13 protein-coding genes are annotated in these 14,194 nt (G+C 71.5%); 9 read left to right on the top strand and 4 right to left on the bottom strand.

The window, feature by feature from the left end; all coding sequences use genetic code 11:
- Positions 1–220: 220 nt before the first annotated feature.
- From ABT085_RS33675 to ABT085_RS33660, 4 genes are all read right to left on the bottom strand, one after another.
- Complete coding sequence (locus ABT085_RS33675; RefSeq protein WP_351616658.1) at positions 221–832, bottom strand: response regulator transcription factor; 612 nt, start codon at positions 830–832, stop codon at positions 221–223.
- Positions 833–871: 39 nt separating this feature from the next.
- Positions 872–2,020, bottom strand: coding sequence for a sensor histidine kinase (locus tag ABT085_RS33670; protein WP_351616655.1), 1,149 nt, complete (start codon positions 2,018–2,020; stop codon positions 872–874).
- Positions 2,021–2,137: 117 nt separating this feature from the next.
- A complete protein-coding gene (locus tag ABT085_RS33665; RefSeq protein ID WP_351616653.1) occupies positions 2,138–4,462 on the bottom strand; it encodes a TOMM precursor leader peptide-binding protein in 2,325 nt (774 codons plus the stop codon).
- On the bottom strand, positions 4,462–4,653 hold the full coding sequence (locus ABT085_RS33660) for a hypothetical protein (RefSeq protein ID WP_351616651.1): 192 nt from the start codon (positions 4,651–4,653) through the stop codon (positions 4,462–4,464). Before ABT085_RS33660 ends, ABT085_RS33665 begins: the two co-directional genes overlap by 1 nt.
- Before the next feature lie 216 nt (positions 4,654–4,869).
- On the opposite strand from ABT085_RS33660, the gene lipP1 reads away from it, so the two are divergent.
- From lipP1 to ABT085_RS33615, 9 genes are all read left to right on the top strand, one after another.
- Entirely contained in the window at positions 4,870–5,814 is a 945-nt protein-coding gene (lipP1, locus tag ABT085_RS33655) for a LipP1 family hormone-sensitive lipase (RefSeq protein ID WP_351616648.1), read from the top strand.
- Between the two features lie 9 nt (positions 5,815–5,823).
- Positions 5,824–6,864 carry an NAD(P)-dependent alcohol dehydrogenase gene (locus ABT085_RS33650; RefSeq protein ID WP_351616645.1) on the top strand — a complete coding sequence of 347 codons (1,041 nt, stop codon included), beginning with the start codon at positions 5,824–5,826 and terminating at the stop codon, positions 6,862–6,864.
- A 14-nt stretch (positions 6,865–6,878) separates the two neighbouring features.
- Positions 6,879–8,516, top strand: a complete 1,638-nt coding sequence (locus tag ABT085_RS33645; protein WP_351616643.1) for a flavin-containing monooxygenase — start codon at positions 6,879–6,881, stop codon at positions 8,514–8,516.
- A gap of 290 nt (positions 8,517–8,806) precedes the next feature.
- Positions 8,807–9,991, top strand: coding sequence for an ATP-binding protein (locus ABT085_RS33640; RefSeq protein WP_351616661.1), 1,185 nt, complete (start codon positions 8,807–8,809; stop codon positions 9,989–9,991).
- On the top strand, positions 9,988–10,389 hold the full coding sequence (locus ABT085_RS33635; RefSeq protein WP_351616640.1) for a roadblock/LC7 domain-containing protein: 402 nt from the start codon (positions 9,988–9,990) through the stop codon (positions 10,387–10,389). Before ABT085_RS33640 ends, ABT085_RS33635 begins: the two co-directional genes overlap by 4 nt.
- Positions 10,386–10,763 carry a DUF742 domain-containing protein gene (locus ABT085_RS33630; protein WP_351616638.1) on the top strand — a complete coding sequence of 126 codons (378 nt, stop codon included), beginning with the start codon at positions 10,386–10,388 and terminating at the stop codon, positions 10,761–10,763. Before ABT085_RS33635 ends, ABT085_RS33630 begins: the two co-directional genes overlap by 4 nt.
- Entirely contained in the window at positions 10,738–11,331 is a 594-nt protein-coding gene (locus ABT085_RS33625) for a GTP-binding protein (protein ID WP_351616636.1), read from the top strand. The genes ABT085_RS33630 and ABT085_RS33625 overlap by 26 nt, the downstream gene beginning before the upstream one ends.
- Positions 11,332–11,339: 8 nt before the next feature.
- Entirely contained in the window at positions 11,340–12,695 is a 1,356-nt protein-coding gene (locus ABT085_RS33620) for a cytochrome P450 (protein WP_351616633.1), read from the top strand.
- A 240-nt stretch (positions 12,696–12,935) separates the two neighbouring features.
- Positions 12,936–14,072: a tryptophan dimethylallyltransferase family protein gene (locus ABT085_RS33615; protein WP_351616629.1), complete on the top strand. Its 1,137-nt coding sequence runs from the start codon at positions 12,936–12,938 to the stop codon at positions 14,070–14,072.
- The last annotated feature ends 122 nt before the right edge of the window (positions 14,073–14,194 follow it).

Below are 14,194 nucleotides of genomic sequence, written 5' to 3'. Positions count from 1 at the left end.
GCCGGCACCGGCACCGGCACCGGGGACACGGGCCGAGGGCTCCGGCCGAATATGCCGAACACGCCGAACACGCCGGACGGACCGAACGGACGGAACAGACGGAACAGACGGAACAGACGGAACAGGCCGGGCCCGGTGGTCGGGCCCGGCCTGTTCGGCTCGGCGGATCCGCGTGGCCCGGGGCGTACCCACGGGCCCGCGGTCCACGGCACCGGGACGGTCAGGTGACGAGCCAGCCCGAGTCCCGGGCGATGCGCACCGCGTCCACCCGGTTGCGGGCGTTGAGCTTGCTGACGATGGCGGTCAGGTAGTTGCGGACGGTACCGGTGGACAGATGGAGGGAGGCGGCGATCTCCCCCGCCTCCGCGCCCTCGGCCGTGAGCTTCAGCACCTCGGTCTCCCGGCTGGTGAGCGGGCTCTCGGCGCCGTCCCACGCGGCCAGCGCCAGCTCGGGGTCGATCACCCGCTGGCCGGCCGCCACCTTCCGTACCGCGTGCGCCAGATGGTCCGGCGGCGCGTCCTTGAGCAGATAGCCGTTCACCTGGCTGGCCAGGGCCCGGCGCAGCGTCCCGGGCTGACCCAGGCTGGTGAGGATCAGGGTCTTGCACGAGGGGATGCGCTCGTGCAGTCGGGTGGCCGCGGTGAGGCCGTCCATGCCGGGCAGGTCGAGGTCGATGATGGCGACGTCCGGCGCGGTCAGCAGCGCGGTGGGGAGCACTTCGTCACCGCGCTCGATCTCGGCGACCACCTTGAAGTCGTGCTGCAGGCTCAGCAGGGCGACCAGGGCGCCCCGCACCATGTGCATGTCTTCGGCCAGCAGAATCCGGATCACGCAACCCCCCGTAGGTTGAGAAAACCCCAGTGTGAGATATCAAGAGTCGGCCGTACGGTTCGTCTGCACGGGAACCGCGGCCTGTACCCGGAACGTTCTGCCGGGGGTCACCCCGGCGGTGAGTCTTCCGTGCACCGAAATCAGGCGCTGAGTCAGATTTCCCAGACCGTTGCCGCTGTGCTGCGACGCGTCCTGATAAGCCGGGACGACGCCGTCGTTCTCGATGGTGAGCAGCAACATGCCGTCTTTCTCGCTGACTTCGACCGTGCAATTGCGCGCTTTGCTGTGTCGCAGCAGATTGGTGACCGCCTCTCGCAGCACCGCGGCGAGTACCGTGTCCACCTCCTGGACCGGCGAGTTGAAGTCCGTCACCACCATCGTCTTCACATCCGCCGCCGTCAGCAAGGATTTTGCTGTGGTCACCTCGTGCGCCAGGGACATGGCGCGCAGGCCGCTCGACACCCGGCGGACGTCGGCCAGCGACTGGCGGGATGTGGCCAGTACGTCCTTGAGCTCCTCCATCGCCCGCTCGGGATGGACGGGTACCAGCCGGAAGATCAGCTCGCTCTTGAGCGTGATCGAGGACAGGCTGTACCCCAGCAGGTCGTGCAGGTCGCGGGAGAAGCGCAGACGCTCGTTCACGACGGCGATGCGGGCTATCTCGCCCCGGGCCTCGTGCAGTTCGCGCACCAGCTCCACCAGGCGGGACAGTCCGTACACCACCAGTCCGGTGAGCAGCGTCGACTGGCCCAGATAGATCGACTCCGTGATGGGGCGCCCCTGCAGCAGGGCGATCACCAGGATGCTGATCCCGGTCGCGGTGTAGAGCGGCCAGGCCAGCCGTGAGGGGCTCATCAGGAGAATGGAGCCGGCCAGGAAGCCGGCCATCGCCCCCCACTGCGCCTGGAAGATCGCCATCGGCGCGTAGGCGAGCACGGCCTGGGTGCCGAGCGTCAGAATTCTGTGCCGCACCGGTCTGTTTCTGGAGCCCGGGGCGGAGTGGCTGAGCTGTAACACGAAACTCAGTACGAGCGTGCACACGGCCAGGGCGAGCTCGATCGCCCCGGACCTGGAGTCGACCGCGTTCAGCAGCATGATGACCAGGAAGCAGCCGAGGGTCGCGATCAGAACCCCCCGGGCTAGGCGGGGGGCGGGCGACACGTAGATGTCGGGCGTCGACTCCTGCACGGCGGTCTTGCCCTTTCCTCACCAACGTTCCTCAGTTTGTCCTTCCCGGAGATGGTAAGGCGCTGGTGCCGAGCTTCCACGAGGCGTCCGCAATTAACAGACCGCCGTGCACGTTTTTCAGACAAAGAGCGGGACCGGGTTGAGGTCCTCGTACCGCGTGCTACGGGGCAGCCGCCCCAGCGCGACCGGGACGTCGTAGAGCCTGCCGGGCGCCAGCCGGGCCCAGAACGGGCGCAGCCCCGGGACCACGACGCGCACCACCGGCAGGCCGATGTCGGGCCGGGTCAGGTCGAGCACCAGCAGTTCCATCCCGTGGCCGCGCACCAGTTCGACGATGGCGTCGATGTCGTCGCGCAGGTCCCGGCGGGGGGTGTGGTTCCAGTGCGCGGGGACGCGCGGGCGCCGGCCCCGGTCGGCCCGCAGCCAGGACCGGCCGGCCGCGGTCACCTGCTGCCACCAGTCCAGCAGCGCAGGTTCGTGCAGCAGGTATCCGGACCCGTCCGGGCGGGCGCCGGCCACGGCCGGGAGCATCTGGCCCATCTCGGTGACCGCCCGGCGCAGCGCGATCCGGGGGTCGAAGTGGGCGCCGAAGCCGAAGACGATGTCCTCCCCGGGCTTGTCCGTGCGCCGGGAGAGGGCCGCCACCACGGGGATCCCGAGGTCCGAGGTGAGGTCCAGCGCCCAGATCTCCCGGCCGATCTCCCGGTAGGCGGCTGTCAGCCGGTCGAGGTAGGGGGCGTCGAAGGCGGCGAGGTCGACCGCGGGCTGCCGGGTGCGGTTGTACCACCACAGGGCCACCGCGTCCCGCTCCACCAGCTCCAGGAACCCCTGGACCAGCGCGTCCTCCCGGGTGCCGCCGGCCGCGGTGCCGTTGGAGTCGGCGACCAGACCGCTCCCGTCGGGCTCCTGCTGGCCGGGGAAGTACAGCAGCGAGGTGGGCAGCAGCCGGTGTCTGTTCCCGGTCAGCGACCACAGGGGAGTCCACTCCGTGGGGCGGTGCTCGTCGAAGGGCGGCGGCACGTACCGGAAGGGGGAGGCGTCCGCGTTCCAGCGGTCGCGCTCGCGCAGCTGCCGCTCGTGGTACAGCTGGCAGGAGTTGGGGTGCACGGCCTCGGACCCCAGGCCTCGGTAGCTGTCCACGACGACCGGCTCGTCCCCGTGCCGCGTGGCGCTGTACCGCTCGACCGCCTCGCCGAGCGCCCCTGCCCACGCCTCGGCGGGACTGACGCCCTTGCCGCCGCTGAGGGTACGCAGCCCCGTGCGCAGGGCGGCGAGCGTGCGGGGCCCGAAGGCGAGGTTGGGTCCCGAGACGTAGGACTCGGTGAAGCCGGGTGCTCCCGCGGCCCGCCGGATGTTCTTCACGATCCCCGTCACGTCGTCGACGAGATGCCCGTAGCGCTCCCGGAACTGCTCGGGTGTGTGCGGGCGGTGGCCGCCCGCCGCCCACTCGGTCTTCGGCCGCGCGACCGGCCTGAACGGCCGCCGCACCTGCGCGGCGACCAGGCCGGGGTCGCCGCACACGGGACACTGCGGCCGCCGCGTCACGGGGTGGATCCGGGCGCCGAGGTCGGTGGTGTCGAAGGTGAAGACGGCCGCCTGGCCGGGATGCCGGGCGCCCGCCAGCCACTTGGCGGCCTCCAGGGAAGCCAGGTTGGCGGCGAGGTGCAGCCCGGCCGGCAGGGCCGCGACGGGCCGGCACGGCGGCCGGTCCAGGCCGAGGCGCTGCTGGAGCGGCCACTCGGAGCGCCGGTGGCCCTGCAGCCGGGGCGCCAGACAGGCCCAGCAGGGCCCGTCGTGATGCTGGAACACCGGCCCGACCCAGGGCTCGACGCCGCACAGTTTCACCGGCAGCCACGGCACGCCCCGCTCCCGCAGCTCCCGGTCCAGCACGCCCAGTTCGGGCGCGAGATAGTCCTCGCAGGCCACCAGCGCCAGGTCGGCGGCGCCCTCGGTCACCACCCGCACGCCCAGGCCGCGGCAGGCCTCGGCGAGCGGGGCGGCCGAGGCCCCGCCGACGGCCCCGACCAGCAGCGTGGATCCGGCCAGCCGGGGGACCGCCTGCTCGCTGTCGGTCCCGGCCAGCTCCCAGTACGCCTCCGCGTACCGGTCGGCGGGGGCGGCGGGAACGACGGAGTCACCCGAGCCGAGCGCACGGAACCGGAGCAGTCCGGCCTCCGCCAGCTCGCACAGCGCCGCGTCGCACTCCTCACGGCTGAGCCGCAGCCGCGCGGCGCTCAGCACCCGGGACACCGTGCGGCTGCCGTCCAGCAGCGGGGCGAGCACCTCCGCCCGGCGGCCGGCCAGCGCGGTCACCCCCTTGCGGGAGATCAGATACGTCGCCTCGCCCGGCACTACCAACGCGCTGAGATGTGGCCGGAATTCGACCAGGGTGCGGTCCGCGCGGACCGGTGACTGCACGTCGTTCCCCCCACGACCGTCCATCAGTTAATTGAACTCCCGACGAGTACCGCACCGTCGTGGTGTTCGGGCGAAACCCAGCACACCGAATACTTCACGACGGTGTGGGGACACTCTTCGTCCAGGGGTTCGCCGAAGGTTCTCCGCTCGGCGGCGGGAACGGCGTAATAGAGCTTCTGCGCTTCCCGGATCTTTTCCATCAACTGTGTTTCCACGAGTGGTACTTCCTTCCGGTTGTAGTCGCTCGACGGCGCTGCTGATTCTGCGTGCTACGTGAACATCCAAAGAAGTGAGCCGTTCACTGCTGGACGGTGAGATCGTCATCCGCCGTGCGCTCGACCGGGATTCCGCGGCCGTTCGAGCCGGCCCCGACCGGCCGCCGCTACCTTCCCTGCACGCCGGGCCCAGCCGAGGAGAGCCGAGGACGAACCATGCCCCTACACCCGCAGGCGCGGGCGCTGCTGTCCCGCTTCGCGGCGCAGCGGCGGCCCGCCGTGACCGAGGTGCCGCTGACCGTGGCCCGCGCCGCGACGGCCGACTGGATCTCCTTGCAGGGCGAGCCGGAACCGGTCGGCCCGGTGACCGACACCTTCGTGCCCGGCCCGGCCGGGCAGCTGCCGGTACGCGTCCACCGGCCCCGCACGGCCCGCGGTCCGCGGCCGCTGCTGGTGTACTTCCACGGCGGCGGCTGGATCACCGGCGGCCTGGAGGTGGTGGACCGCCCGCTGCGCAGGCTGGCCAACGCCACCGGCGCCGTCGTGGTCAGCGTGGGCTACCGGCTGGCGCCGGAGACCCAGTTCCCCGGCCCGGTGGAGGACTGCCACACCGCGCTGCGCGGGGTGTGCGCGCGGGCCGCCGGGTGGGGGGCCGACCCGGGCCGGCTGGCGGTGGCGGGTGACAGCGCGGGCGGCAACCTCGCCGCCGCGGTGTGCCTGATGGCCCGCGACCGCGGCGGCCCGCGGATCGGCGCCCAGGTACTGATCTACCCGGTCACCGCGCCCGCGGCCGGCTCCCCCTCGCCCTCGTACCGGGAACACGGGGAGAACTGCCTGCTCACCCGGGACATGATGCTCCTCTACTGGGAGCACTACGCGCCCGGCGCGGCGGCCGCCCCCCATCCCTACGCCGCGCCCCTGTACGCCGACGACCTGGGCGGCCTGCCCCCCGCCCTGGTCCTCACCGCGGAGTACGACCCGCTGCGCGACGAGGGCGAGGAGTACGCCCGCAGGCTGCGCGCGGCCGGCGGCGAGGCCGAGACCGTCCGCCATGACGGCCTCATCCACGGCTTCTTCTGGGCGCCCGAGGTGTTCGACGCCTTCGGGCTCGCCCTCGGCGACATCGCCCGCGCACTCGACCGGCACGTCCCGACCCGCTAGGAGCCGACGATGAGAGCCGTCCAGTTCCGCACCGTCTCGGGCGGCCCCGAGGTGGTCGACGTGCCGGTGCCCGAGCCGGGACCCGGCCAGGTCCTGCTCGCGATGACCGCCGCCGGGGTCTGCCACTCGGACCTGGTCGTGATGGGGCGAACGGCCGCCGAGCTGCGCTTCCCGCTGCCGCTCACCCTGGGCCACGAGGGCACCGGGGTCGTCGCCGGGACCGGCCCGGGGGTCACCGCGGTGAGCGAGGGCGAGGCCGTCGCGGTGCACGGCGCCTGGGGCTGCGGCCGCTGCGGTCCGTGCGCGCAGGGCCGGGAGAACCACTGCCCTTACGCGGCGCCGCGGGGCATCTTCTCGCCGGGCCTGGGGGCACCGGGCACCATGGCCGCGTACATGCTCGTCGACGACGCCCGCCACCTGGTGCCGCTGTCCGGGCTCGACCCGGTGCGGGCGGTGTCCCTCACCGACGCCGGCCTGACGCCGTACCACGCGATCAAGGCGCTGCTGCCCCGACTGACGCCCGGGACCACCGTGGTGGTGATCGGCGTCGGCGGTCTCGGGCACGTCGCGATCCAGCTGCTGCGGGCGCTCACCGCGTGCCGGGTGATCGCGCTGGACGTGTCCGAGGAGAAACGGGAACTGGCCGCCGAGGTCGGGGCGCACACCGTGCTGCGCTCCGGCCCGGGCGCCGAGCGGGCCGTGCGGGAGCTGACCGACGGACTGGGGGCGCGGGCGGTCCTCGACTTCGCGGGGACGCCCGCCTCCGTCGCCCTGGCCGGCGCCGTGGCGGCGGTCGACGCGGACATCTGCCTGATCGGCATCGGCGGCGGCAGCCTGCCGGTCGGCTTCGGGCGGCTGCCGCTGGGCGTACGCGTGCACGTGCCGTACTGGGGGAGCCGGTCCGAGCTCGCCGAGGTGCTGGAACTCGGCCGTTCGGGTGCCGTGCGGGTACGGGTGGAGACCTACCCCCTCACCGAGGCCCCGAAGGTGTACGAGCGGCTGCACCACGGCAGCGTCCGGGGCCGCGCCGTCCTGCTTCCGGACGCATGACCGAGGAGGATCCCATGTCCGACACCGAGCACCCGGCCGTGATCGACGCCGTCGTCGTGGGAGCGGGCCTGGCCGGGCTGTACCAGCTGTACCGGCTGCGCGAACGCGGCGCGCGAGTACGCGTCTTCGAGGCCGGCGACGACGTCGGCGGCACCTGGTACTGGAACCGCTATCCGGGCGCCCGCTGCGACATCGAGTCGATGGCCTACTCGTACTCCTTCTCCTCCGAACTGGAGCAGGAGTGGGAGTGGAGCGAGCGGTACGCCGGCCAGCCGGAGCTGCTGCGCTACATCCGGCACGTGGCGGACCGCTTCGGCCTGCGCCGGCACATCACCTTCGGCGCCTCGGTGACCCGCGCGGTCTACGACAGCCGTACGCACACCTGGACGGTGACCACCGACGGCGGCGAGGAGGTCACCGCACGCTTCGTGGTCATGGCGACCGGCTGTCTGTCCCGCGCCAGCGTCCCGGACCTGCCCGGTCTCGACGACTACCGCGGCCCGGTCCTGCACACCGGCCGGTGGCCGCACGAGGAGGTCGACTTCACCGGCCGCCGGGTCGCGGTGATCGGCACCGGCTCCTCCGGGATCCAGGCCATCCCCGTCATCGCCGGACAGGCCGCCGAGGTCACGGTCTTCCAGCGCACGCCGAACTTCAGCTTCCCCGCCCGCAACCGCCCGCTCGGCCGCCGGGAGAGCGCCGAACGCAAGGCGAACTACGCCGAGTTCCGCGCCTGGCTGCGCGCCACCCCGGTCGGCATCCCGCGGCCGCTGCCCGAGCGCGGCGCGCTGGAGGTGACGGCGCGCGAGCGCGAGGCGGCCTATCAGTCGGCCTGGGACGCGGGCGTTCTGGGCGGCATCCAGGCCTCCTTCAACGACACCCTGACCAACCGTCAGGCCAACGATCTCGCGGCGGAGTTCGTCCGCGCCAAGATCAGGCAGATCGTCGACGACCCGGAGACCGCGGCCGCGCTCTGCCCCACGGGCTTCCCGCTCGGCACCAAGCGCCCGTGTCTGGACACCGACTACTACGCCACCTTCAACCTGCCGCACGTACGGCTGGTGGATCTGCGCCGGAGCCCGCTCGTCTGCCTCACGGAACGGGGCGTGCGCACCACCGGCGCGGAGTACGAGGCCGACGTCGTCGTCCTCGCCACCGGGTTCGACGCCATGACCGGCGCGCTGCGGGCCGTCGACATCCGCGGCCGGGACGGTGTGGCGCTGAACGAGGTGTGGGCGGCCGGCCCGCGCAACCATCTGGGCCTGCTCACGGCCGGCTTCCCGAACCTGTTCACCGTCACCGGCCCGCTCAGCCCGTCCGTGCTGAGCAACATGCTGATTTCCATCGAGCAGCACGTGGACTGGATCACCGACTGCATCGGCCACCTCGGGGACCACGGCCTCACCGAGATCGACGCCACCGTCGAGGCGCAGGACGCCTGGGTGCGGCACGTCGCCGAGCTGGCGGCGGGCACCCTCTACCCGGAGGCCGCCTCCTGGTACCAGGGGGCCAACATCCCCGGCAAGCCACGGGTGTTCATGCCCTATCTCGGCGGGGTCGGTGCCTACCGCGAGGAGTGCGACGCGGTCGCCGCCGCGGGGTACCGGGGATTCACGCTCAGCCGGCTGCCGGGCGCGCACCCGACGGTCTGAGCTGTCCGCCGCCGCCCGCAGCCCGCCCGGCACTCCAAGAGGGGACGTTTCTCGGTAAGTCGACATGTAACCGACCGTCAATATGGGCTTCTATCGCACATATTGACGGTCATTCATGTGTTCGCACGGTGATACGATCACCACGCTTGCGGGTCGGGCGGATGGGCGCAAGAAGGCATCCCCGACTTTCGGGGACGGTCCGGGCGGAAACCCCGATGCGGGCGGTCCGCCGGCTCGCCCGCAATGACGGGATTTCAGCAGTCGGCCTTCAGTCGCCTGAAGAGAGTCTTATGACGGAATACATACAGAACCCAGTGCTCTGGGCTCTTCTCGTCGTCATCCTTGTCGCAATTGCCTTGATTGTTCGGCAACGTCGGGCAGCGCGTGCCTTACGGCAGGAGATGGACGGGCTGAGGGCCCATTACTCCGAACTGGAGAATCAATACTCCCAATCCGTCCGGGCAGCTCAGGAGCAGGCCGAGGAAGCCACCAAAACGGTGCTGAAGTCCGCGATGCGGACACTTCAGGGTCTCGCCGCCGAGCAGCAGCTGGTGGTCTCCCGGCTCCAGAACAAGTACGGCGAGTCGGTCATTCTCCAGGATCTGCTCGAAATCGACCACACCAACTCGCAGTTCGGCCGGCGCGCCCAGTCCATCGCCGTGCTGTGCGAGGGCTGGCTCGGGCGGCAGCGCGACATCGCCTCCGTATACGACGTGGTGCGCAGCGCCCAGGGGCGCATCCGGCATTTCCGCCGCGTGGAAATTCTGTCACAGGTGGATTTCGGCATCACCAGCCGGGCCGTCGAACCGGTGGCGCTCGCGCTCGCCGAACTCCTCGACAACGCGACCAGCTATTCCAGCCCGGACACGGTCGTCGAAATCAATATCCGGACCGTGCCCAAGGGCATCTGCATCGTCGTCGACGACGCCGGTGTCGGCATGAACGACGAGGAGCGCGCCAAGGCGGAGCGGCTGCTGTCCAGCGACCGCGTCACCGGCGTCTCCGGGCTCGGCAACCCGCCCCAGTTCGGCTTCGCCGTGATCGGCGTGCTGGCCGAGCGCTTCGGCTTCGAGGTGTCCGTGGACTCCTCCTCCCCCTACGGCGGTGTCCGCGCGGTGGTCCTCCTTCCGCACGACCTGCTCACCGGCATGCCCGAGCGCAAGACGCCGGCAGCCCCCAAGACGGCACCCAAGGCGGCGGCCGAGGCCGTGCCGGGCCTGGGCGGACCCGAGACCGCGCTGGGTGCGTCCTCGACCTCCGACGGACTGCCCAAGCGGCGCCGCAAGCGGCCGATGGCCATCGTGCCGGGCAGCGCGTCCGTCACGCGCGCTCCGTCGCGCTCCGGCGCGGAGACCGCAGCGATCATGGGGGCCTTCCAGCGCGGTACGCAGTCGGGCCGGGCGACCGAGCCGGATCCCGCGGATCAGACGAGCAGCACCCGTGGTGCTGACAGCGAAGGGCATGAGTACTCGTGAACGACGACCTGTCATGGATGCTCGACAGCGCCCTGGAGATTCCCGGGGCCCTGCACGCCGTCCTGATCTCCGCCGACGGGCTGCTGATGGCCCGTACGAAGGACTTCGAGCGGGACAACGCCGACCGGGTCGCCGCCGCGATGAGCGGTGTGCAGTCGCTCAGCCGGTCGCTCGCCTTCTTCTGTGACGGCGAGGCGCTCCAGTGGCGGCAGACGCTGGTGGAGTTCGACGGCGGCTGGGTCTTCCTGATCTCCGCCGGCGAGGGCGCCTACCTCGGGGTGTCCGCGTCTCCCGACGTCGACATGCAGGACATCAGCTTCCGTATGCAGCAGCTCGTCGGCCAGCTCGGCAAGGCGCTCACCACGCCGCCGCGCGAGAACCTCGGCGCCCGCTCATGAGCTACGGCGGCGAACTGGACTCGGAGACAGCGGAGTTAGTACGTCCGTACGTCATCACCAAGGGCCGCGGGCTGCCCGACGAGGAGCAGCTGTCGCTGATCACCCTCGTCACGGCGGCCGACGACGACCAGCGGCGCCCCACCCGGCTGTCGCCCGAGGAGCAGAACCTGCTGGACCTGTGCGGGGCCGGCTACCTCTCGGTCGCGGAGATCGCCGGGCACACCCGGCTGCCGCTGGGCGTGGTGAAGATCCTGCTGTCCTCCCTCACCGAGAGCGGCCATCTCATCACCCGTCCACCGGTGGCGCGGGCCGCTCTCGCCGACCGGCAGATCCTGGAGGAGGTGCTGAATGGGCTCAGGGCCAAGTTTGGATGAGCGGGACTACGTCCGCGGCGGAGCGACCCAGACCGCGGTGAAGATCCTGGTCGTCGGCCACTTCGCGGTGGGCAAGACCACGTTCATCGGGGCGATCTCCGAGATCACCCCGCTGTCCACCGAGGAGACGATGACCCGGGCCGCCGAGGGGGTGGACGACCTCAAGGGCGTGGACGGCAAGACCACCACGACGGTCGCCATGGACTTCGGCCGCCTGACCATCAGCGACCAGGTCGTGCTGTACCTGTTCGGCACGCCCGGACAGCAGCGCTTCGTGCAGATGTGGGAGGACATGGCCCGCGGTGCCCTGGGCGCGCTGGTCCTGGTCGACCCCGAGCGGCTGGCGGACTCGTTCGCCGTGATCGATCTGATCGAGCAGTACGGACTCGACTACGCCATCGCCGTCAACCACTTCGACGGCTCGCCGCTGCGCGAGGAGCAGGCGCTGCGCGAGGCACTCGACCTGCTCGACGACACCCCCGTCGTCACCTGCGACGCGCGCGACGAGCGGTCCTCGGCCCAGGCGCTGATCACCCTCGTCCGCCACTTGCAGGAACGTGCCCACTAGGAGCAGAGATGGACCCCCAGTCCCCTTCCCCGGTGCCCCCGCCCGGGTGCCCGGCACACAACTCCGGCGGCCGGGTGCCGCTGCACGGACCGGAGTTCGCGGCCGATCCGCAGGCCTACTACGACTACCTGCGCCACTACGGCCCGACCGCCCCCGTGGAACTCGCCCCCGGAGTGGAGGCCACGCTCGTCACGGACTACGCGACGGCGCTGCAACTGCTCCAGGACTCCGGCTCGTTCCGCAAGGACGCCCGGCGCTGGCGCGACTTCAACGAGGGCAAGATCGCGCCGGACAGCCCGGTCGCGCCCCTCCTGGCGTACCGCCCCAACTGCATGTTCAGCGACGGCGCCGAGCACCTGAGGCTGCGCCAGGCGGTCACGGACAGCATGGCCCGGGTCGACTCGCGCAAGCTGGGCCAGAGCACCGAGCGGATCTCCGACTACCTCATCTCCCAGTTCATCGGCCGTGGTTCGGCCGACCTGCTCGGCGACTACGCCAAGCAGCTGCCGCTGTTCGTGTTCAACGAGCTCTTCGGCTGCCCCGCGGACATCGGCGACCGCGTCCTGTTCGGCATCTCCGGCATGTTCGACGGCGTCAACGCCGAGAAAGCCGTCGGTGTGCTGTTCCAGGCGGTGGGCGAACTGGTGGCGCTGAAGCGGGCCAGGCCCGGTGACGACGTCACCTCCTGGCTGATGAAGCACCCGGCCGCGCTCACCGACGAGGAGATGGTCCACCAGCTGGCCCTGCTCCTGGGCGCGGGCGCCGAACCCCTGCGCAACCTCATCGCCAACACCCTGCACCGGGTGCTCACCGACGACCGGTACGCGTTCAAGGGTGGTCTGATCGAGGAGGCCCTCGACGACACCCTGTGGGAGAACCCGCCCATGTCGAACTACGCGCCGCACTACCCGGCGTCCGACATGGAGTTCGCCGGACAGCAGGTGCGGGCGGGTGATCTGATCCTGGTCGGCTTCGCCGCGGCCAACACCGGTCCGGCACTGTCTGCCGCGCGCCAGGCGGGCAGCAACCGGGCCCATCTGGCCTGGAGCGCGGGCCCGCACGCCTGCCCGTCCAAGGACCCCGCGCGGCACATCACCGTGTCGGCGGTGGAGAACCTGCTCAACCAGCTCCCGGACGTCGAACTCGCCGTGCCCGCAGACAGTCTGACGTGGCGTCCGGGCCCCTTCCACCGGGCCCTGGCCGCCCTGCCCGCCCGCTTCACCCCCGCTCAGTCGGTGCGCCGGCCGGGCGCGGCCGGCGCCGCGCAGGCACCCGAGCCGGCCGGGGGACGCGTCGAGGAGAGGGCTCGCAGGCCCGAACGGTCGGGCATGTGGAGCTCGTTCCTGACCTGGCTGACAAGGTGATCCATACGACATCCACGCATTTCACAGGATCGCATGAAGCTTGAACTACAGGGGTAATGAGCAACGCGGCATGACGTGCAGGTCACGAGTCGAAGGAGGTGTCGTGGCGCACGTAACCACTGACGCCGCTCACCGCTCCACCACGTTGCTCCATACCCTCATACCGGGGCTCCGCCCCGGGCACCACACCGAGATACCCGCCCCGGTCGGCGGGTATCTTCGTGTTCGCGGGGAGGTCCGGTGACCCGTCCCCCGAAGAACTCCGGCGCTCCGAGCCTCGGAGCCTTCACCGCGGGCCAGTTGGTAAGGCTGTGCGACGTCGCGGGACTCAGTGCCTCCGACGCGGAGATCTACGCGCGGATACTCCTGGAGATGCTGGGGCCCGTCGCCGATAGACCCCTCAGCCTCCCGCCGCCCTCCGCCAGTTTCCTCTCGGACGACCACACCCCCGTCGAGTTCTCGCTCGCCTTCCTGCCGGGCGCGCCCCCCGCCCTGCGCGTCCTGCTGGAACCGGGCGCGGACGCCGCGGATCCGGCGGAGGGCGGCCGGGCCGGTCTGCTGGCCGTCCGCGCGATGGCACGGCGCTGGAACTTCGGCACCGACCGGCTGGACGAGCTGGAGGACCTGTTCTTCCCGTCGTCCCCGCACGGCCCGTTCACCCTGTGGTGCGCGCTGGAGCTGCGGCCCGGCGGGGTGCCCAAGGTGAAGGTGTACCTGAACCCGGCGGCGTCCGGGAGGAACCGTGCCGCCGAGACGGTACGGGAGGCGCTGCGCCGGATCGGCCACCGGCGGGCGTTCGCCGTCCTGCCGCAGGCCGACGGATACCCCTTCTTCGCCCTGGACCTGGGGGACTGGGACGAGCCCCGGGCGAAGGTCTACCTCCGGCACGACCACCTGACGGCAGCCCGGGCGGCGGACCTGTCCCGGATGCGTCCGGGGCCGGACGGACGGGCCGTACGGGAGTTCTTCCAGGACGTCTCCGGATACGCCGACGTCACCGCTCCGCTCGGCGCCGGTCCGCTGCGGGCCGGCCGGCCCGGCCTGACCTGTCATGCCTTCACCGACCGGGCGGCCCGTACCCCCACCGGGTTCACCCTGCACATCCCGGTACGGGACTACGTCCGTCACGACCGGGACGCCCTGTCGCGGGCGACGACCGTGCTGCGCCGACGGGGGATGGAGCCCACCGCGCTGCGGCGGGCCCTGTCCGCCGTCACCTCGCGCGATCCCAGGGACGGCGTGGGGCTCGTCGCCTACCTGGCGCTGGCCCATCAGCAGGGCAGGCCGCCGCGGGTGACCGCGTACGTCTCCTCGGAGGCCTACCGGGTCCGGCCGCCGGTCCCGGCGACGAGGGAACGGGTGCCCGCCGTGGGATGACCTGCGCCGTGAAGGGCATGCCGAAGGGGCGACGGCGGTGGAGAGCGCGGACCGGGTGACCGTGACGGTGACCGAGAAGCCGTGGCCCAACAAGATCTGCATCAAGATCGCCAAGATCTTCC

This window comes from Streptomyces sp. NPDC002265, assembly GCF_040296125.1.
Taxonomy (GTDB): Bacteria; Actinomycetota; Actinomycetes; order Streptomycetales; family Streptomycetaceae; genus Streptomyces.
Note: the sequence above shows the minus strand (reverse complement) of the source record. Positions and strands in the feature narration are given on the sequence as shown.